Source organism: Paenibacillus sp. P5_B5 (assembly GCF_056400365.1).
On sequence record NZ_JBFULK010000004.1, the window covers coordinates 137,720 to 156,904 of the forward strand.

The following is a 19,185-nucleotide window of genomic DNA, read 5'->3' on the forward strand; positions in this document are numbered from 1 at the left end:
AATGAAGCGGATGTCACTGCTTGGGCCAGGAACATTCTCAGAAGAATCAGCTAGCCATTTTACACAGAATTTATCTGTTGAATTTAAGCCATTTAAGCTAATTTCGGATGTATTTATGTCAACTGTGAATGGTGAGACGGATTACGCGGTCATCCCAATTGAGAATACGATTGAAGGCTCTGTTTCACTTCACCTGGACTGGATGGTACATGAAATCGATTTGCCTATTCAAGCGGAATGGGTCTATCCAATTGAGATGAATTTAATCGGATATAGTCAGACAGAAGCTGGTACCGGTAGTAATCCTTATTCGCATATTCAGAAAGTGCTGTCACATTCTGTAGCACTTGCACAGTGTCGTCATTTTCTTCGAGAACATATTCCGCATGCGGAAATTGAAGTTGTTAGCTCTACTGCTGAATGTGTGCGTCTTGTTCACGAGCTTAATGATCCTTCTATTGCGGGTATCGGTCCTTTGAATGCAGCTTATTTGCATGATGTTCCTGTCCTAGCTCGTTCGATCCAAGATTATGAAGATAATCGGACCCGGTTCTTGTTGCTTGGTAAAGATCCGATTGTGTTAGGTACAATCTCGCACCAAAAGACGACCATACTAGCGACGTTACCAGAGGATTACCCTGGGGGCTTGCATCAGCTATTGTCCGCATTCGCTTGGAGAAGAATTAACTTATCCCGAATAGAATCGAGACCGACCAAGCGCAAACTCGGTACTTATTATTTTTATATTGAGATTGATGGGAATATAGATTCTGTCCTGCTATCGGCGGCGTTGCAAGAAATTGAAGCCATTGGTTGTCAGGTGAGGACACTTGGTTGTTATCCATGTTATACTTATCCCATTGATCCAAAATTAGTGGAGGTGTAATAACTAATGGCAGAGAAAGTAATTTATCTTGATGGCAAGTTTGTAGCAAAAGAAGACGCCAAAATTTCCGTCTATGACCATGGCTTCTTATATGGGGATGGGATTTTTGAAGGTATTCGGATTTATAATGGTAATATTTTTAAGTGTAAAGAGCATTTGGACAGATTATATGATTCGGCTAAATCAATCATGTTGAATATACCGCTTTCTTATCAAGAAATGCAGGAAGCACTTGTTGAAACAATCAAACGCAATGAAATGCGCGATGGTTACATACGTTTAATCGTATCTCGTGGGCCTGGTGATCTTGGATTAGATCCTAAACGTTCACCGAAAGCAAGCGTCATTATCATTGTTGAGAAGCTGTCGATTTATTCTGAAGAAATGTATCGTAATGGGCTTAAGACGATCTCTGTATCACAGCGTCGAAATATCCCAGATGCACTGAATCCGAAGATCAAGTCACTCAACTATTTAAATAATATTCTAGTTAAAATCCAAGCTAATCTTGCAGATGTCGGTGAAGCAATTATGCTGAATTCTCAAGGTTATGTGGCTGAAGGCTCAGCTGATAATATTTTCATTGTGAAGAATGGTGTGCTAACAACCCCTCCTTGTTATGTTGGAGCGCTTGAAGGTATTACTAGACTTGCGATTATGCAAATTTGTGAGCGTCTTGGACTGAAGCTGAAGGAAGAACCATTTACACTTCATGATGTCTATGTTGCTGATGAGGTATTCTTCACAGGTACTGCTGCAGAGGTTATTGCGGTACGCGAGGTAGATGGTCGTACAATTGGAACTGGTAAAGCTGGTGAGGTCACTCTTCGTTTATTAGAAGAATTCCGTTCGATCGTTGAAGTAGACGGCGTTAAAGTATTCGAATAGTTAGCTGTGTAAATATAATCTCTTATGGTATTTCGATGCCATAAGGGATTTTTTTATTTGGAGGGAGGTCAAATGCCTAGATCGTTGCATAAAATGTACTGAATGCTACTGGGTAGTAAGTCAGGTAGAAGTAAAGGAGGCTTATCGCTTGAAAATTCATATGGTTAGAAAAGGGGATACACTCTGGAATCTTGCAGAAAAATTCAATGTGCAACCAGAAGTATTATTGGACTTGAATCCTCAAATAAGTCATACAGATCAGCTTGTACCAGGTTTTAGGGTGAAAATCCCTCATCCACCCTCTCCGCTTGAAATACCTCCTGCAGAGTATTTGGATCAGTATGTTGTGAAGCAGGGTGATACGCTTTGGAAGTTAAGTAAAGCTTGGAATGTGCCTCTTAAAGCGCTCATAAGTGTGAATCCACAGCTTCGAAATCCGAATGTACTGCTTGATGGGGAAACCGTATATATTCCTAAACTTGCAGCTGAAATTTTTCGAGAGGAGCCGCAGGTTACACATATTGCTCAGGTACCATATCTTGCTGAGGATCTACAGACTTCTCAGATTGCACATATTGCTGAGTTTCCACAGATGACTCAGGATGCACATATTGCTGAGTTTCCACAGATGACTCAGGATGCACATATTGCTGAGTTTCCGCAGATGACTCAGGTTCCACATTTTGCTGAAGTACCACAGATGGCTCAGGGTCCACAGTTCACTTATGATACACCAATTGTGGAGGATGCTTATGTAGATCGGGATCCTGATCTATCGGCTAGTTATGAGGCTGAAGAATTTCCTCATATTTCAGCGATAAACGGGACACCGGATGAACAGCTTTTACAATGGGGTGATCCTTCTTATCTTGCTTATTCAACAAGCGCAACGAAACCGTACGAAATGTACGGTGCTGACCCTAAAGCAAATGTACCGGCATATCCGAATTATGAAAGCGTGCCTGATGAGCAGTCAAAGAGATACCAAGGTAGAGTGGGTAACGGGGTAAAAGCAGTAGATAAAGTTCCCGGGAAGGTTCCAAGTAAGGCTTCAAATCATACTAGAGATAAGACCAAAGGAGGCAAGTCCAAGACTAAAGATGCTGTTGCAGCAATAACTGTACAATCACAGCATCCTTCTTCTAAGAAAGCCTCCAAGCCAATCAAGAAATCAAGTCATCCATGGACAAATATTTAAACATTTAAGTTTTTAACCTGATCACTCATACTATTTATCCAGACCAATAATAAGTTTTTCTTTATATTGGCCAATGATAAGCTCAGGATTCCACCAATCTGGGACTTCATTGGTCAATCGTGCTGTTTTGGCTCCTGGATCAATACGATACCAACCCTTACCTTCGGCAAAGAGGAGCGCTGTTAATCCGAATGGATAAGGTCCTTTCATAATCCCCGATTGTTCAGCCATATTGATAGATGTTGTAAATGAAATATCTTGTTCACCATCACTCCATATCCAATATTCATTACCATTTTCTTCGCTCATGGAAATAGACCATGTTTTGCCTCGGTACTGAATCGTTTCGATGATAGTTGGACGTTTAGTTTGATTCGTGGCATTATTGAGAGCTCGGGATTGCCCTGACTCAGGAATGAGGATCATGCTGTCTTCGTTTATATGGTATAACAGAGTATTTTCATTCATCCATTTGAGTTGAAATGAGCATGAAGCCTCGTAGCAGGAAACCTTACCTATGTTTGCAAACCGCTTAGATGTTTGATTATTTATACCTGACAGTGTCTCTAGTTGAATGTCCATGGTGTTTGTACTATTAAACTTTCCCCATGCAATCGCGATATTCCCTTGTTTAGGCTCGATATCAAAGGCAATAATTTGTGAACTCGAGTCCGGTACCTGCCAAATAAGCTCATTCGTATCATTCTCGTTATTATATTGGACAAGTTCACGATTACCTGACTTTCCATTGACATAGACGATACGATCACCTGTTGCTGACCACATCGGCATAACTAATTCATTATGATCAAATGTTTGAATGACATTTCCTTTCCGGTCCAGTAACTCATATAAATATTCAGTTCGACGTGGTGTATGAATCGCAGTAGAGGTTAGCAGCCACATATCATTAGGAGAAGGCATGATTGTTTCATATAGATTGTTCGTAGTTAGCAAAGGAGATTGTGTATTTGTAGCAAGGTCATAAATGGCATAGCCTTGTATACGAGTTGGTTCAAGTGATACATAATTTAACGACTTTAATTCGACGCCACGCGCATTGCGAATACCACTTGCTGATAAGCGAATCATAGGAGTTGAAGGTTGATGGTCGAAAGACAATGTAAGTTTAAAGGTACGATTATCGACCCAATCCACAGACCAATTAGCTTCTGTAAGAGTTTGTTTAAAATGTTTGTTCACTGAATCACGGTCTACTTCATCTGTGAATTCAAAAGTAATTGTATAGGGCAGATTAACAGAAACGGGTAATGGCAACTCCATCCGTTCTTTACTTACTTTAAATGCTTTATCGAGTAATGGTAGTTTTTCTGATGTAAGTTTATATTCAAAGGGTTTCATATAGTAAATTTTAACTTCTTTAGTCTCAGCCTGATCTTGTGAATAGAAACTTAGCGTTAAATCACTATTGGGCGTACCTTTAAGTGAAATAACTAATTGCTGCTCAATACTTCCCTCCATAACGGTAAAAGAAACCGGTTCACCGGCAGTAGTAGTAATTGCGATATTATTACGCAGCATCTCTAGCTGCTGTGAAGATAAACGACTTGGGTTTGGGATGTCTAAAGATAACATAAATTGGGCATCCCCTTGCGAGAACCATATGGACTCACCTGGTTCATAGTCCCAATATTGATTACCCTCGCTTACACGAAAATATTTATATTTATTGTCCTGTACAAGCTGGAACAACTCAGAATCGGCTGATTCATTGGATGGTGTTACGGACACATTCGGTGTTGCTGCATTCGGAGAAGGAGTAGCAGGCTGACTAGCAGGTAGATGATCCTCCGATTTATTCTGTTTAAGAGTGACAATCATAAGCGCAATTAAGCTTAAGAAGAGCACGCATACAATAATGATATTGCGGTGTTGCTCGCCCCAACGTTTCATGCATTTCCTCCTGAAGAACTGCAAATGTAATGAAATAGGCAGTAAAAACGTTCTATCTAACTTTAATTCTGCTTAAGCATCAATAAATCCTGCATGTATATCGAGTTTTCGCAATGGGAAAAATAGATAAAATTAGGATAAGAGGTGAATAGCATGGTTATTTTCAATCTAATGAAGCAATTGAAAAAAAAGTTGCGCCGTAAGCTGAAATGGATCTCGTTAGGAATTACAGTCATGATTGCCATGCCTATTATACTTAATTGGAGTTTTAATAATGAATCTCAGCCTGTATTTGAACCTGCGAGTAATCAAGGACAGTTCGAAGTAAGCAATCAATCTGTGTTTAGTAAACTCAAGCAAGTAAATCAATCTCGTGATGTGTTTATTCAGAAAAAATACGTATGTGGGGAAGAATTGCAGCAGGTTGGCAAGTTATCCACAAACGATATACTCAAGTTGTCCAAGGAGCATCCTGATTGGGAAGTTATCTTGCAGGAAAGTGGGCAAGTATACTTGACTGAGCATATTCAAGATTTGTCTACCACATGCAAGGAAGCTGCATATTTTGGAATTGATGAGAGCGGAGTGTTGTCTCTTTTTGATGGATTACCACAGCAGAACAAGGTGATTCAAACCTTTTTTCAATTAAACATAGAATATCTCAAAAGCGCCTTGCCCCCTGAAGCTGTACAGGAACTTTATGTAGGGATTCGTGTAACCGATTTAGAGGAATATAACTCTGTGCTGTCTACCTTTGCTGATTATGCACGAATTGGCGTTGAACAAACGATGGGGACAGCAAATCCAGGACATTAGGAACCATTTTTAGTAAAAATGAAGCTCGAGAAATAGAGGTAGAATCGGCCCTTTGAATCAGGAGGGACGTGTCTATCTCTTTTTGTATTTATCTGCTATAATGCAAATCATAGTGATACATATGTTCGCCTTTTTGGTGGATGAAGATCGCACAATTGACGCGAATAATTAATTATTGATGTTAATCATTGATGCTCATATTGGTTATTGTTACTGAGGGAGAGAATAGTATTGCGTATATTAGGGATTGATCCAGGGATAGCCATTGTAGGTTTCGGGTTTGTTGATAAATTAGGTTCGCGAATTGTTCCTGTACAATATGGAGCTATTCAAACAGAAGCACATACAGAGACAGCACAAAGACTACAAATCGTTTATGAATCGACAATCGAATTAATTGATAAATATAAGCCAGATGCGATGGGAATTGAGAAACTGTTCTTCAATCGTAACGTCACAACAGCCTTAACAGTTGGAGAAGCCCGTGGGGTTATCTTGCTTGCTGCTAAGCAGCGTGGCTTGCAGATCGGTGAATATACACCTCTGCAGGTTAAACAAGCTATCGTTGGTTATGGGAAAGCAGAGAAGAAACAGGTACAAGAGATGGTTAAACTTTTTCTTAAACTTAGCGCTGTGCCTAAACCGGATGATGTTGCGGATGCGCTTGCTGTGGCGATCTGTCATGCGCATTCATCAGCTCTACTGAATAAGTTGAATGGAAGTGTTAGAGGATGATTGATTTTGTACGGGGCATATTAGCCAATCGAGAAACAGAATATGTTGTTGTAGATGTGAATGGTGTTGGATATAGGGTATGGTGTCCGAATCCATTTATCTCCACGTTTCAAGAGGGGAAGGAAATCACTTTATATACGCACTATCATGTCCGTGAAGATGCGCATTTGCTATTCGGATTCCCGACACGTGAGGAACAAACGATGTTCCGCAAACTACTCAGTGTATCGGGTATTGGACCAAAGGTTGCCTTGGGTGTATTAGCTGGTGCAAGACCAGAAGCTGTGATCGCGGCAATTCAGAGTGAGAACGTACCATTCTTGACGAAGCTTCCTGGCATAGGTAAGAAAACAGCTCAACGGCTCGTCCTCGATCTGAAGGACAAGCTTGGCGCAGAACTAGGAGGCAGCGCGGCAAGCGCAGCCTTAGTGCTTGGGATAGAGAGTCTGGATACAGGCTCTCTAGCTACAGGGTGGTCTGAAGCTAAGGATGCATTGCTTGGCCTTGGTTATAATGAGGCAGAAGCAGATCGAGCGTTAGCGTCGATTCGTGGTAAATGTGCTGATACAGATTCAGTCGAAGTTATTATGCGTCAAGCGTTACAGGCGCTGTTTAAACAGTAACGAGCATATGAAGATAACAACGGATTCATGAAGTAGCGGATGATTCCGCTATAATAGTTAATAAGGTTATCTGAACTTATACTCACAAAATTTAGGGAGGGATTACGCATGGAAGACCGGATTATTTCCGCTAACCTGATGATGGAAGATGTAGCGGCGGAATTCAGCTTAAGGCCGCGTTATCTTTCGGAATATATAGGGCAATCTCAGGTCAAGGATAATCTGAAGGTGTACATTGAAGCAGCTAAGCTTCGTAAAGAAGCGCTTGATCATGTCATTTTGTATGGACCTCCTGGGCTAGGTAAAACAACACTTTCCAATATTATTGCGAATGAACTTGGCGTTAATATACGTACGACATCAGGACCTGCGATTGAACGACCAGGTGATTTAGCAGCGATTCTGACCAATTTACAGGAGGGCGATGTGCTGTTCATCGATGAGATTCATCGACTTCACCGTACGGTTGAGGAAGTATTGTATCCAGCGATGGAAGACTTTGCGCTTGATATTATTATCGGTAAAGGACCGTCTGCACGCTCGGTACGGCTTGATCTACCTGCTTTCACACTCATTGGTGCAACAACACGCATAGGGTTATTATCAGCTCCATTACGTGACCGATTTGGCGTCGTATCGCGGCTTGAATATTATACGGTGGATGAACTTACATATATTGTAACTCGTACCGCTGATCTTCTTGGAGTAGGGATTGTTGGAGAAGCTGCACGAGAAATCGGTATGCGTTCACGTGGTACACCACGGATTGCTAACCGTTTGTTGAAGCGTGTACGTGACTTCGCGCAAGTTAAGGGTGATGGTGTCATAACGATTGAGATCGCAAACTCTGCGCTTAGCTTAATTCAAGTGGATGATCTCGGTCTTGATGAGATTGACCACAAAATGCTGCGTGCTATCATAACCAGCTTTGCAGGTGGACCAGTAGGGCTTGACACGATCGCTGCGACGATTGGTGAAGAAAGTCAGACAATAGAAGATGTGTACGAGCCATATTTGCTACAAATCGGTTTTCTGCAGCGTACCCCTCGTGGGCGGACAGTAACTGCGCAGGCCTATAAGCATTTGGGACTACCAATTCCAGACCATACTTGATAGAGTTCCCATCTTTTGCTATGGTTAAAAAGTATAGAATTTGTCGAACGATAGAGTCCGGCCAAGTTCCTATATGTGTTGATAGCTTAAGATGGGGGATGTTCTAGCATGAAATCAAATTTGTGGCTGCATCAAATCGGTAAAATCGCCTTAATAGGAACATTATTATTCGGCGCTACTATCCCGCTGAGTGATGGCGAGGCCTCTGCTGCTGTGCCTAAATGGGATAAAATTCGTGTTGCTCTTTTTATGAATGATAGTAAGAGTTCACTAGAGTCTTCTATTACATTAAATTCTACTAGTGGGTTTGATATTGGAATTCGAAATGATAAGAACATAATAGAATTATGGACAAATACGAATGCAAGCCAGATTCGCACTTCAGCTGATGGATATGGTGTGCAGCTTTTAGTAACCGAGGATTTGAATAGGGCAAATGTTCTTGCCGAAGTACTCTCTTCCCCACCTGAGAAGGCTCAGGTGTTTGCTGATTCCACAAAAGGTAAGATGACGTACCGAGTTGTATACGGACATTTTATGGCGCTTGGTGACGCTGCTGCGGCTCGAGATCAGGTATTGAAAAATGCATCTGTAGTTGATTTAATTAACGGCTATTCACCTACATTAACAGGAACCGTACGTTTAAGTACGCCATCCTACAATGATCAATCATCTGCAGAGAAGCTACAGGAGACTATAGCCAAAGCAGGCTTAAGTGCATCAGTGGTTATGATTCCAGGAAGTGCAGGCAATTCAGTGTATCAAGTATGGGTAGGTAATGAACCGGATAAAGCTGCTCTTACTAAGCTTCAATCTGAAGCTGCTAAGCTGCTTCCTAATATCAGCTTACAACAAGCTAATACCAACCTTCCTTATGTCATGATCCAAACTAGTGCTGTAATCAGTACAACGGTGCCGCACTACACATTCGGTGCCAATAGTAAGTTATGGGTTCATCCTAAGCAGACTGGTGTAGCTGTCAAAGAGCGTATGGATCGTAAATATCGTGGCGATTTCGAATTTAGTTTATATAATAATGATTTGGCGGTTGTCAATGAACTGCCTTTTGAAGAATACTTGTACTCCGTTATTGGTGCTGAAATGGGTGGTTCTTATCCAGTAGAAGCATTAAAGGCTCAAGCAGTTCTTTCGCGTACCTATGCGATGACCAACGGAAATACCTATGATATTGTAAATGTAGTAGATAATACATATGATCAAGCGTATTATGGAATGGATAAAGAGTCAGATACAGTCATTGAAGCTGTCAATGCAACAAAGGGTGAAATTGTTGTCGATCAGCAGCGTAATCCTATTGCAACCTTCTATTCTGCAAGTGCTGGAGGAGTCACTGCAGATCCTTCTGAGGTATGGAAAAATGATGTTCCTAACACATCTAGTGTTCAATCACCAGATGATGGAGGAGCTGAACAGTGGTATCGTATATTGTTATCTGATAACCGTACCGGATACGTGAAAGGTAATTATATACGAGATACAGGAAAGAAGAACGCAACAGGGTTTAGTTATTATTCGGTAACTGAGAATGGACTCAATGTACGGACTGCACCAACGATGAATTCCACACTAGGTTCAGTTATAACGAAGCTGGATACAGGTAATGAAGTGCTTGTGTTAGAATCAGTCGTAGCGAATTCTCCCTATGTTTGGGAACGACGCTTTGATACGGCAACACTTACGAATCTGCTAGTCAAGAGTGGAACGGATTTAACCGGAACTGTTGCTAAACTTGAAGTTATAAGTCGTGGTCCTTCCGGTCGTGTAACCGAAGTGAAAGCCAATGGCCAGACCGTGAAAGCCAAAACGCCAGATGCCTTACGTACCGTATTTGGTTCATTGCCGAGTACCTTGTTTGATATTGTCGAAACAGGTAGATATACTATACAAGGAGCAAGTACGAAACGAGATAAAACAGATAGTGCTGCTGTTTATACACTTAGTGCCACGAATAAACAGGTAAGCCCTGCTCAGTCACAATATTTTGTAATGGGTGCGACGCCTGGCGATGTAAGAGCAGTGACAGCAGATACGCAATTTCTTTTTAAAGGAAAGGGTTATGGTCACGGTCTTGGTTTATCGCAATATGGTGCAAGGAATTATGCATTGCAAGGCTATACGTATGAACAGATAATACAGGCTTATTTTAACGGAGTAAGTATAACTAAAGGGTGAAATTTAGAATGGATTTAAACGAGTTTGATTTTGACTTGCCAGAGGAATTGATTGCACAGACACCACTTGCTAATCGAACTGGTTCAAGACTTTTAACGTTGAATAAAGAAACTGGAGAAATCCAGCATCAGCATTTTGAACAACTACTTGATTATTTACAAGCCGGGGATTTACTCGTGATGAATGATACACGGGTAATTCCAGCCCGGCTTTTTGGATTCAAGCAGGATACAGGTGCTAAAGCAGAAATATTGTTACTTAAATCTCTGGGTAACGACCAGTGGGAAGCACTAGTCCGTCCTGGTAAGCGGGTAAAACAGGGCACAGTACTCGAATTCGGGAATAAAACGGATGATGAACCCTTTACACCGCTGCTTCGTGCTGTTGTTCTAGAAGAACGTGAGATGGGTGCGCGTATTCTTAAATTTGAATACGAAGGCATTTTTAATGAAATATTGGATGAGTTAGGACAGATGCCGCTTCCTCCATATATTAAAGAACGACTGAATGATAATGAGCGTTATCAGACGGTTTATGCCAAGCATGAAGGGTCAGCCGCTGCACCAACTGCAGGTCTGCACTTTACCAATGAATTTTTGGGTAAAATAAAAGAGAAGGGTGTACAAGTCGCCTATGTTACCTTGCATGTGGGTCTTGGAACATTCCGCCCCGTATCGGTAGACCGAGTTGAAGATCATAAGATGCATGAGGAAACTTACGAGGTATCACAAGAAACGGCAGATGCTATTAATGAGGTGCGTGCTAGAGGTGGCCGAATTATTGCTGTAGGGACAACTTCCGCTCGAACTTTAGAGACAGTTGCCCAGAACTCGTTTCCTCTTCAAGCTTGCAGTGGATCAACAGATATATTCATATATCCAGGCTATGAATTTAGGCTCGTTGATTCACTTTTGACGAATTTTCATTTACCCAAATCGACGCTGCTCATGCTAATATCTGCACTCGCTGGAGTGGAGAATATCACGCGAGCATATCACGAAGCGGTTTCTGAGCAATATCGATTCTTCTCCTTTGGAGACGCGATGTTTATTTACAAATAAGGAAGTGAGATTATTGGCTGCTGTAACGTATGAACATATTAAAACTTGTAAGCAATCAGGAGCGAGACTCGGCCGCGTGCATACACCACATGGTGTGATTGAGACGCCTGCGTTCATGCCTGTAGGAACACTCGCAACTGTCAAAACAATGAGTCCAGAAGAATTAAAACAGATGGATGCTCATATTATCTTGAGCAATACCTATCATTTATTCTTGCGTCCTGGTCACGATATTGTGAAGCGTGCTGGTGGACTACACAAATTTATGAACTGGGATCGACCAATTCTAACGGATAGTGGCGGATTCCAAGTGTTCTCACTGAGTGATATTCGGAAGATAACAGAGGAAGGCGTTCAATTCCGTTCACATTTAAATGGAGACAAGCTATTCATTTCTCCTGAGAAAGCAATGGAAATTCAGAATGCACTTGGTTCAGATATTATGATGGCATTCGATGAGTGCCCGCCATACCCTGCAGATTATGATTATGTGAAGCAATCATTAGAACGTACGACTAGATGGGCTGAGAGATGTCTTGCTAGTCATGCAAACCCAGATACTCAAGCTTTATTTGCGATCGTTCAAGGTGGAATGTACAAAGATTTACGTAAAATGAGTGCGGAGCATTTGACTTCCATGGATTTCCCGGGTTATGCTATTGGTGGACTGAGTGTTGGCGAGCCTAAACAGATGATGTACGATATGCTTGATTGTACAGTGCCGATTCTACCAGCGAACAAACCTCGTTATTTAATGGGAGTTGGATCGCCGGATGCACTTCTTGAAGGTTCCATTCGCGGCATAGATATGTTTGATTGTGTATTGCCGACGCGTATTGCACGTAACGGTACTGTGATGACATCAAGTGGTCGTCTCGTAATCCGGAATGCTAAGTATGCAGATGATTTTGGGCCTCTAGATCCTGAATGCTCATGCTACACCTGCTCTAATTATAGCCGAGCCTACATACGTCATTTAATTAAGGCGGATGAAACTTTCGGCATTCGTTTAACAACGATACATAATTTGCATTTTCTGTTGCAGCTTATGCGCGATGTTAGACAAGCAATTGCTGAAGATCGATTACTCGATTTTAGAGATCGCTTCTTCACTAAATATGGACTCTATGACAACGATAGAGGATTTTAGATTTAGAACCAGGGAGGAATTTTGAATGTACGAGTTAGCAGCAGCAGCAACGGGTAGTAGCTGGATCACATTCGCACCACTAATTGTTATGGTTATCTTATTCTACTTCTTACTCATCAGACCACAACAAAAACGTACGAAAACTCGCAACATGATGCTTGGAAACCTTAAAAAAGGCGATAAAGTAGTTACGATCGGTGGCCTTCATGGCACGATTATGGAAATTACTGACGATGTGGTTGTTCTTCGTGTAAACGATGCTTCCAAAATGACATTTGATCGCTCTGCCATTAATACGGTAGTAAGCACTTCTGAGACAGCAGTTTCTTAATCACCATAAGATAGTAAGAAAACAAAAAACCGTCTGGACTTATAGTCCGACGGTTTTTTGTTATATGAAATTGATTTATTTACTAATGTTTTGAGGATTAGCTAATGGATTGATCGTTGTCTTATTTGATCCATGTATCGAAGCTCTTTCAGAAATACGAAGTCCGATGATTGAAGCTGCAACTCCCAGTAGCAGACCAGCACTCATATCGATTAACCAATGTATTCCAAGGTAGAAGATCGAGAAAATAATAATCACAGCCGTTAAAGCAGTGAAATATTGCCAAAATTTATTGTTCGATCGTACAGCAATAACCGCCATTGTTACTGACAAGGAAGTATGCAGACTCGGGAAACAGTTATCAAGTCCAGACATGAGGCGATACTCTTGCTCAAAAGTAGGGAACACATTATGAATTAATAAATTTACATTAGACTGCGTGTGCCAAACCTCGGTGATCGGGAAAAATAAATAAAAGGGGATAGCGACAATATAATTAATAAGAACTGCATAGCAGAGCGCATAGAATAGTTGATAATTTCTGTGATAAATATAAATGACGATGGAAACAATCATAAGACAAGTAAAGACAATTACATAAAAGTAGCTTGTTATATATGTGAGGATATCATTGTTGAAAAAATGTTGCACAGTTTCTACAAATTTGCCTTCAATCTGATAGAAGCTTTGTGTGAAATCAGCTTGATAATTCATACTCTGCTCTACTGAAAGTTCTAGCTTATTCAAGAATAGAATCACTAGTACTGCTAGCAAATATAGTGAATTTTTGAAATTCGAAAAAAAGGATAGAACAAAGTGAAAAATAATCTTAATTGGATTTGTGCGAAGTGCAAGTACTAGTAGGATGATAACTGTAATGGCAGTATATATGGAAACATTCGTCATCGATTCAAACGGACCCACGAATTACTCTCCCCTAACTATTGGAACATTTAGTATGTGATAGCTGAGTCATTATAGCATGCTTTAGGGGAATTGGCTAATGGATGTGTATGCTAAAATACAGGCTATTTGCTGGAATTAACTCCAAAAATACCTCCAATTGCAGCGGTTGCAAGACAGGTGCCAAGTAATGCCATCGAACGCATGTTTAGTCCAGCATCATAAGCAAGAAAGGCAACCATGAATAGAATGAGAGAGTATATACAACCTAGTAGGCCTCCATAATACCAGCCTTTCGTACGCGACTTCTTTCCAGCAATCCACCCACCAATAAGAAGTGAAACGATATGTGTCAAATAAGAGAATGTAGGCAAGCTGTTTTCCCCAGTAGAGCTAAATAAGAGGTAGAATGAAGTGATGAGTGTACCGGCTAGCATCACAATAAATGCATAAATAAGTCCAGAAATAAGGGGAGGAAATAACTTTACTTGATTAACTTTATCCATTGTATTCATAGAGGCTCTTCCCTTCTTCCACATAAGTTTTAAGAAACCAATTCTGATTGGATTGCGACAATGTTCCTTCTATTCATAGATATGGTGGATCTGGAAGAATTAGTACAAGTACTAAAGGACTTGCCAACAATTAGTTTAAAGTCAACTTGTATGTTCCCTTTTGGCATAGGTCAGACTACCTGTGAAGCTTCAGAACAGATTGACAGGGGGTTAAACAAAGATGGATCTGCTTAATCCAAAGCTTAATATCACCAATAAAGGATCATTCCCCGCCAAGTCATGTAATTACGGATATGCTTCACTTCCCTTGCCGCTCATTGTGAATGGGAAGGTACAGGATGAGAATTTAGAACAAATCGGTCAGACAAGGTTCTGGCTCAAAAATCAACTTCAGGAATTAGGAGCACGTGCTTTTAAAGAGATTCATATTTGCACAATTGATCATCGAGGTAAGGTATTCTTGCTTAAACTTTAACAATGTTCCGTCCAAACTTGATCAGACGATTCAGGTCAGTAGGAAGGATAAGGCGAAGACCAAATATCATACCTAGATATACAAAGAGCGCGGTTCCACATGCTGCAAAGAAACGAATTGTCATGCTTTCGTTCCAGTTGATCTGCATAACGAAGAAACAACAAGCACCTGCAACAAGCATAGAGAAAAGTACTTTCAGGACAATTCCACTGTTAACAGAATAATTTAGAGAGCGTTTGACACTATACAAATGAAGCAATGTCACGATCACAATATTTATGTTACTGGCAAGTAACGCACCGCGAATTCCAAATTCAGGTTGTTTGACGAGTAAATAGATCAGTAGAAGTTTAATGCAAGCACCGATTAAGGTATTAATTAGTGCAACTCCTGGACGATCTAGAGCTTGAAGAGCAGCTTGCAACGGGGCCTGGATATAAATCAGTAGAGCAACTGGTGCCATCATGGCAAGCATCGAGCCTACTTGTGGCTGGTTATATAATAAGCTGCAGAGTGGTTCAGCAAGTATGAATAGGATGATCGCAAAGGGAGCACCTGCAAGTAGTGCAAGACGCATGGATTGATGCATTCGCATACGAACCTTCTCATAGTCCTTGCGAGCAGCAGCTTCTGAAAGCGATGGAATAAGTGATGTTGATAAAGCACCAGTTAATGCACTTGGCAACAGTAGAAGAGGAATGACCATACCTTGCAAAGCTCCATATTGTGCTGTTGCAATTGCGGTAGCGATTCCAGCGGCTGCAAGACCTTGGGTAATTAAGATGGATTCAAACAAATAAGAGGAAGCGCCCACAAGTCGGCTTCCTGTAACCGGCACAGCAATACGAAGCATGTTACGCAATAAATGTAAGCGTCCTAGCTTCTGAGAGGTTCCGATTGAAACCCGAACTTGCGGAAGTTGTTCTTTATTACTAAAGCGATAGTGAAGAAACAAAACCATAACCCCAGCGATTTCACCCGCAAGAACCCCAATCATTGCTCCAGCAGCAGCAAATTCAATTCCATATGGAAGTAACGTATAGGCACAAATCAACACCATAATGATCCGAACAATTGTTTCCACAATTTGTGAGGTTGCAGAAGGAATCATATTTTGTTTTCCCTGAAAAAACCCACGTAGTACAGCTGATACCGCAACAATTAGAATGATTGGGCTCATGCTAATAAATGTATAATACACTCGACTATCGGTTAGCAGATGTGTTGTAATCCATGGGGAAGCTACAAGACAAATGCCTGTTAATACGAGTGAAAGTAGAATAGATAATGAAAGAGATAAGCGTAGAACAGATCTAGTTCGTCTTTCATTTCCTTCGGCTTCTGACTGAGCGACTAGCTTTGAAACTGCTAGAGGAATTCCTCCAATTACAATTGTTAGAATAACAGATAAAAATGGCCATCCAAGTTGATATAAGCCTACTCCTTCAGCACCAATTAAACGAGGCAACATAATACGTGGAATAAACCCTAGAATTCGATTAATCAGACCTGCGACTAATAAGATAAGCACTCCTGTGATAAACGATTGTTTGCCCACGTTTTCGTCCCCTTTACAAAACTCGTCTATTTCAGAATATGCAGTACATGTCCAAGCTCATGCTAGTATTTTCATTTAGACATATGCATGTAAGCAGGAAAAATAAATAAGCTTCGCGAAATTTATCAAAACATGTTTTCTGAAAATAAACTATAATGAATAGAATGAACGTATGAGCTAACATCGGGGAGGAAGACGAGCATGAATCCTATTGGTGATTTAAAGGATGGTAATTTCGAAGATAAAGAGCTCAATGAAACGCTAGAGAATTTATGTAATAGTAAAGCAGAGGAATTCCACATGCTAGGTTATGATGCTGTAGATGGTAAGGAAATATGGTTGTGTGTATCAGATAAATATAATAAAATAGGAACGCCACAGCTACACGAAATTGTTAATGATATCTTATCTCTTAAGGTAACAAAATTCATGAACTGGTTGACTATGAGAATGTATAAGGGAATGTAAGTGTATCTTCTTGAGACTAAAGTTAGAGGCTACAGCGAGCTGAAAAGCTCGTTTCTTCTTGCTTGTACATATAGTCGTCATGATGTGTGAGTTTTAGTGATAAATTGACATGGTTTTTCACGGGTAGGTATAATAGGCGTATTGAGTATGAAGGGAGACAAGCTAGAAATGGATTTTAAGCGGATTACCATTTTTTTTATGACCATAGTTATAACTCTTAGTGTCGTGGTTTGGACAAGTCCTGAACTGTTATCTAAGGTTAAATTAGGTTTGGATTTAAAGGGTGGATTTGAGATTTTATACGTAGCTGAACCGTTAGAGCCGGGTAGTGTCGTAGATCAGAAAACTCTCAAAGAAGCAGCAGTAAGTATTGCGAAACGAATTGATAAGCTTGGTATTACTGAACCAGAGGTGCTTCCAGAAGGTACCGATCGTATTCGTGTTAAACTAGCAGGTGTAACCAATGAAGAAGAGGTTCGTGAACTCATTAGTAAACCTTCTGAACTGACATTCCGTGGTCCTGATGGTACAAAAGAATTAATTGGTACGGATTTCGTCGAAGGTGGAGCAAAAGTTGGATATGACAAATCTAATCAACCTTTAGTCGAAATTAAAATGAAAGATCGTGCTAAATTCAGAGATGTTACGACAAAACTTACTGGACAAACGCTTGGCATTTATTTGGATGAAGAAATGATATCAAACCCGAATGTCCCAGGTACGATTGATAGTGATACAGCTACAATTACGGGTAACTTCACATATGCAGAAGCCCAAAAGCTTGCGGATACGATTAATTTAGGGGCTTTGCCACTTAAATTAACTGAGAAATACACGCAATCGGTAGGAGCTACTCTTGGACAAGCATCACTGAATAAAACGATAGAGGCAGGTGTGATTGCTTCCATAATCATCTTGTTATTTATGGTGATTCTGTATCGTGTTCCTGGTTTAGTAGCAGCATTCACCTTGATTACTTATGTTTGGTTGCTATTAATTGTATTTAACTGGATGCATGCGACTTTAACACTTCCGGGTATCGCTGCACTTATCCTCGGGGTTGGTATGGCAGTTGATGCTAATATCATTACGTACGAACGTATTAGAGAAGAAATTCGAGCAGGTAAGAGCTTACCTTCTGCGCTTAAAGCGGGTTCCAAAGCTTCATTCAGAACGATTATGGATGCCAACGTTACCAATATTATCGCTGGTGTCGTGTTATATGTAATTGGTAATGGAGCGATCAGAGGTTTTGCTGTAATCAACTTACTTAGTATCGTTATTTCCATTATAACAAACGTTTATTTAGCCAGAATTCTGATGAACTTACTTGTTCGCAGTAAACTTGTTAAGAGTACGAAGTATTTCGGTGTGAAGGAGGCTGAAATCCGTGAACTTTAATCAATATCATGACAGTTTTAGCTTTATTAAGCATCGGAATAAGTTCTTTTCGATTTCAATCCTGATCATTGTGTTAGGTTTCGTATCTTTATTTGCTTTTGGACTTAACTATGGGGTCGACTTTAAAGCAGGTACATCCATTGACATATCTGTAGGCAAACAGGTTGATAAATCGCAAGCAGATGAAATGTTAAAAGGAACTGGTGTTGAAGTCTCGACTCTTGTCATTGGTGGGTCTAACAACGATCGGATCTCAGCTAGATTCGATTCAGAACTCGATAATGAAACGACTAAAAAAATTGAAGCAGCAGCCAAAACAGCATTTGGTGAGAATGTGTCTATGGAAGTGAACACAGTATCTGCGGATATCGCCAAAGAGCTTGGACTTAAAGCAATTTTAGCAGTCTTAGTCGCAAGTGTAGGGATCGGTATTTATGTAAGCATTCGTTTTGAATGGCGATTTGCTCTTGCAGCAATTATTGCAATTCTGCATGACGCATTCATTGTTATATGTATTTTCTCGATCTTCCAATTAAAAGTAGATTTGCCTTTTATCGCAGCTATTCTAACGATTATTGGTTACTCGATTAATGATAAAATTGTTATTTTTGACCGAATTCGTGAGAATCAACGATTCGTAAAAGTTCGTTCAGATGAAGATTTGAGTAGAATGATTAATGATTCAATCTGGCAAACCATGTCACGTAATATCAATACTGTTATTACAGTTTTAATTGCAGCTGTATGTTTGTACATTTTCGGAGGCGAGTCCATTAAACTGTTTGCCCTTGCCAAAATGGTTGGTCTTGTGTCCGGTGCATTCTCATCGATTTGCATCGCTACTCCGCTATGGTACTTGTTCAAAAGAAGTGCGATTAAGACTACTAAAATCAAAGCTGCTCCTGCTAAGGAATAGTTCGTTATTATCAGTAAGCTAATTACACAAGAGAAGGCCGC

Annotated in this window: 19 protein-coding genes; 15 read left to right on the forward strand and 4 right to left on the reverse strand. The window is 40.5% G+C overall.

The features are described from left to right. The first annotated feature begins 1 nt into the window (after nucleotide 1). The 3 genes from pheA (at nucleotide 2) to AC1DOK_RS07115 (ending at nucleotide 2,972) form a co-directional block, all read left to right on the forward strand. A complete protein-coding gene (pheA, locus tag AC1DOK_RS07105; RefSeq protein ID WP_477553550.1) occupies nucleotides 2-886 on the forward strand; it encodes a prephenate dehydratase in 885 nt (294 codons plus the stop codon). A 6-nt stretch (nucleotides 887-892) separates the two neighbouring features. Then, nucleotides 893-1,774: a branched-chain-amino-acid transaminase gene (gene ilvE, locus AC1DOK_RS07110; protein WP_477553551.1), complete on the forward strand. Its 882-nt coding sequence runs from the start codon at nucleotides 893-895 to the stop codon at nucleotides 1,772-1,774. A 148-nt stretch (nucleotides 1,775-1,922) separates the two neighbouring features. After that, nucleotides 1,923-2,972 carry a LysM peptidoglycan-binding domain-containing protein gene (locus AC1DOK_RS07115; RefSeq protein ID WP_477553552.1) on the forward strand — a complete coding sequence of 350 codons (1,050 nt, stop codon included), beginning with the start codon at nucleotides 1,923-1,925 and terminating at the stop codon, nucleotides 2,970-2,972. Nucleotides 2,973-3,002: 30 nt separating this feature from the next. On the opposite strand, the gene AC1DOK_RS07120 is transcribed toward AC1DOK_RS07115, so the two are convergent. Continuing rightward, nucleotides 3,003-4,886, reverse strand: a complete 1,884-nt coding sequence (locus AC1DOK_RS07120) for a hypothetical protein (RefSeq protein ID WP_477553553.1) — start codon at nucleotides 4,884-4,886, stop codon at nucleotides 3,003-3,005. Between the two features lie 153 nt (nucleotides 4,887-5,039). Between AC1DOK_RS07120 and AC1DOK_RS07125 the strand changes: the two genes are divergently transcribed. The 8 genes from AC1DOK_RS07125 (at nucleotide 5,040) to yajC (ending at nucleotide 12,908) form a co-directional block, all read left to right on the forward strand. Further along, nucleotides 5,040-5,702, forward strand: coding sequence for a BofC C-terminal domain-containing protein (locus AC1DOK_RS07125; protein WP_477553554.1), 663 nt, complete (start codon nucleotides 5,040-5,042; stop codon nucleotides 5,700-5,702). 231 nt (nucleotides 5,703-5,933) lie between these two features. Next, complete coding sequence (gene ruvC / locus AC1DOK_RS07130) at nucleotides 5,934-6,437, forward strand: crossover junction endodeoxyribonuclease RuvC (protein WP_477553555.1); 504 nt, start codon at nucleotides 5,934-5,936, stop codon at nucleotides 6,435-6,437. Further along, nucleotides 6,434-7,060, forward strand: coding sequence for a Holliday junction branch migration protein RuvA (ruvA, locus tag AC1DOK_RS07135; RefSeq protein WP_477553556.1), 627 nt, complete (start codon nucleotides 6,434-6,436; stop codon nucleotides 7,058-7,060). Before ruvC ends, ruvA begins: the two co-directional genes overlap by 4 nt. Before the next feature lie 108 nt (nucleotides 7,061-7,168). After that, nucleotides 7,169-8,173: a Holliday junction branch migration DNA helicase RuvB gene (gene ruvB / locus AC1DOK_RS07140; protein WP_477553557.1), complete on the forward strand. Its 1,005-nt coding sequence runs from the start codon at nucleotides 7,169-7,171 to the stop codon at nucleotides 8,171-8,173. Nucleotides 8,174-8,281: 108 nt separating this feature from the next. Continuing rightward, nucleotides 8,282-10,366: a SpoIID/LytB domain-containing protein gene (locus AC1DOK_RS07145; protein WP_477553558.1), complete on the forward strand. Its 2,085-nt coding sequence runs from the start codon at nucleotides 8,282-8,284 to the stop codon at nucleotides 10,364-10,366. Nucleotides 10,367-10,374: 8 nt separating this feature from the next. Then, nucleotides 10,375-11,427, forward strand: coding sequence for a tRNA preQ1(34) S-adenosylmethionine ribosyltransferase-isomerase QueA (gene queA / locus AC1DOK_RS07150; protein WP_477553559.1), 1,053 nt, complete (start codon nucleotides 10,375-10,377; stop codon nucleotides 11,425-11,427). Nucleotides 11,428-11,440: 13 nt separating this feature from the next. After that, nucleotides 11,441-12,577 (forward strand): tRNA guanosine(34) transglycosylase Tgt, encoded by a 1,137-nt coding sequence (gene tgt / locus AC1DOK_RS07155; protein WP_477553698.1) that lies wholly within the window; start codon nucleotides 11,441-11,443, stop codon nucleotides 12,575-12,577. A 25-nt stretch (nucleotides 12,578-12,602) separates the two neighbouring features. Further along, nucleotides 12,603-12,908, forward strand: coding sequence for a preprotein translocase subunit YajC (gene yajC, locus AC1DOK_RS07160; RefSeq protein WP_477553560.1), 306 nt, complete (start codon nucleotides 12,603-12,605; stop codon nucleotides 12,906-12,908). Nucleotides 12,909-12,983: 75 nt separating this feature from the next. On the opposite strand, the gene AC1DOK_RS07165 is transcribed toward yajC, so the two are convergent. After that, entirely contained in the window at nucleotides 12,984-13,832 is an 849-nt protein-coding gene (locus tag AC1DOK_RS07165; protein ID WP_477553561.1) for a phosphatase PAP2 family protein, read from the reverse strand. A 104-nt stretch (nucleotides 13,833-13,936) separates the two neighbouring features. Beyond that, a complete protein-coding gene (locus AC1DOK_RS07170; RefSeq protein WP_477553562.1) occupies nucleotides 13,937-14,326 on the reverse strand; it encodes a TIGR04086 family membrane protein in 390 nt (129 codons plus the stop codon). 220 nt (nucleotides 14,327-14,546) lie between these two features. Between AC1DOK_RS07170 and AC1DOK_RS07175 the strand changes: the two genes are divergently transcribed. Continuing rightward, on the forward strand, nucleotides 14,547-14,801 hold the full coding sequence (locus AC1DOK_RS07175) for a YetF domain-containing protein (RefSeq protein ID WP_477553563.1): 255 nt from the start codon (nucleotides 14,547-14,549) through the stop codon (nucleotides 14,799-14,801). Here the strand turns inward: AC1DOK_RS07175 and spoVB are convergent. Beyond that, nucleotides 14,791-16,359 carry a stage V sporulation protein B gene (gene spoVB, locus AC1DOK_RS07180; protein WP_477553564.1) on the reverse strand — a complete coding sequence of 523 codons (1,569 nt, stop codon included), beginning with the start codon at nucleotides 16,357-16,359 and terminating at the stop codon, nucleotides 14,791-14,793. The two genes, AC1DOK_RS07175 and spoVB, sit on opposite strands and share 11 nt — an antisense overlap. 201 nt (nucleotides 16,360-16,560) lie before the next feature. On the opposite strand from spoVB, the gene AC1DOK_RS07185 reads away from it, so the two are divergent. From AC1DOK_RS07185 to secF, 3 genes are all read left to right on the forward strand, one after another. Then, nucleotides 16,561-16,827 carry a post-transcriptional regulator gene (locus AC1DOK_RS07185; protein WP_477553565.1) on the forward strand — a complete coding sequence of 89 codons (267 nt, stop codon included), beginning with the start codon at nucleotides 16,561-16,563 and terminating at the stop codon, nucleotides 16,825-16,827. Nucleotides 16,828-16,995: 168 nt separating this feature from the next. Further along, nucleotides 16,996-18,228, forward strand: coding sequence for a protein translocase subunit SecD (secD, locus tag AC1DOK_RS07190; protein WP_477553566.1), 1,233 nt, complete (start codon nucleotides 16,996-16,998; stop codon nucleotides 18,226-18,228). Then, nucleotides 18,218-19,144: a protein translocase subunit SecF gene (secF, locus tag AC1DOK_RS07195; RefSeq protein ID WP_477553567.1), complete on the forward strand. Its 927-nt coding sequence runs from the start codon at nucleotides 18,218-18,220 to the stop codon at nucleotides 19,142-19,144. Before secD ends, secF begins: the two co-directional genes overlap by 11 nt. The last annotated feature ends 41 nt before the right edge of the window (nucleotides 19,145-19,185 follow it).

Coding starts and splice junctions, on each gene's coding strand:
- pheA (WP_477553550.1), top strand. CDS start 2: ATGAAGCGGATGTCACTGCTTGGGCCAGGAACATTCTCAGAAGAATCA.
- ilvE (WP_477553551.1), top strand. CDS start 893: ATGGCAGAGAAAGTAATTTATCTTGATGGCAAGTTTGTAGCAAAAGAA.
- AC1DOK_RS07120 (WP_477553553.1), bottom strand. CDS start 4,886: ATGAAACGTTGGGGCGAGCAACACCGCAATATCATTATTGTATGCGTG.
- AC1DOK_RS07125 (WP_477553554.1), top strand. CDS start 5,040: ATGGTTATTTTCAATCTAATGAAGCAATTGAAAAAAAAGTTGCGCCGT.
- ruvA (WP_477553556.1), top strand. CDS start 6,434: ATGATTGATTTTGTACGGGGCATATTAGCCAATCGAGAAACAGAATAT.
- ruvB (WP_477553557.1), top strand. CDS start 7,169: ATGGAAGACCGGATTATTTCCGCTAACCTGATGATGGAAGATGTAGCG.
- AC1DOK_RS07145 (WP_477553558.1), top strand. CDS start 8,282: ATGAAATCAAATTTGTGGCTGCATCAAATCGGTAAAATCGCCTTAATA.
- queA (WP_477553559.1), top strand. CDS start 10,375: ATGGATTTAAACGAGTTTGATTTTGACTTGCCAGAGGAATTGATTGCA.
- yajC (WP_477553560.1), top strand. CDS start 12,603: ATGTACGAGTTAGCAGCAGCAGCAACGGGTAGTAGCTGGATCACATTC.
- AC1DOK_RS07170 (WP_477553562.1), bottom strand. CDS start 14,326: ATGAATACAATGGATAAAGTTAATCAAGTAAAGTTATTTCCTCCCCTT.
- AC1DOK_RS07175 (WP_477553563.1), top strand. CDS start 14,547: ATGGATCTGCTTAATCCAAAGCTTAATATCACCAATAAAGGATCATTC.
- AC1DOK_RS07185 (WP_477553565.1), top strand. CDS start 16,561: ATGAATCCTATTGGTGATTTAAAGGATGGTAATTTCGAAGATAAAGAG.
- secD (WP_477553566.1), top strand. CDS start 16,996: ATGGATTTTAAGCGGATTACCATTTTTTTTATGACCATAGTTATAACT.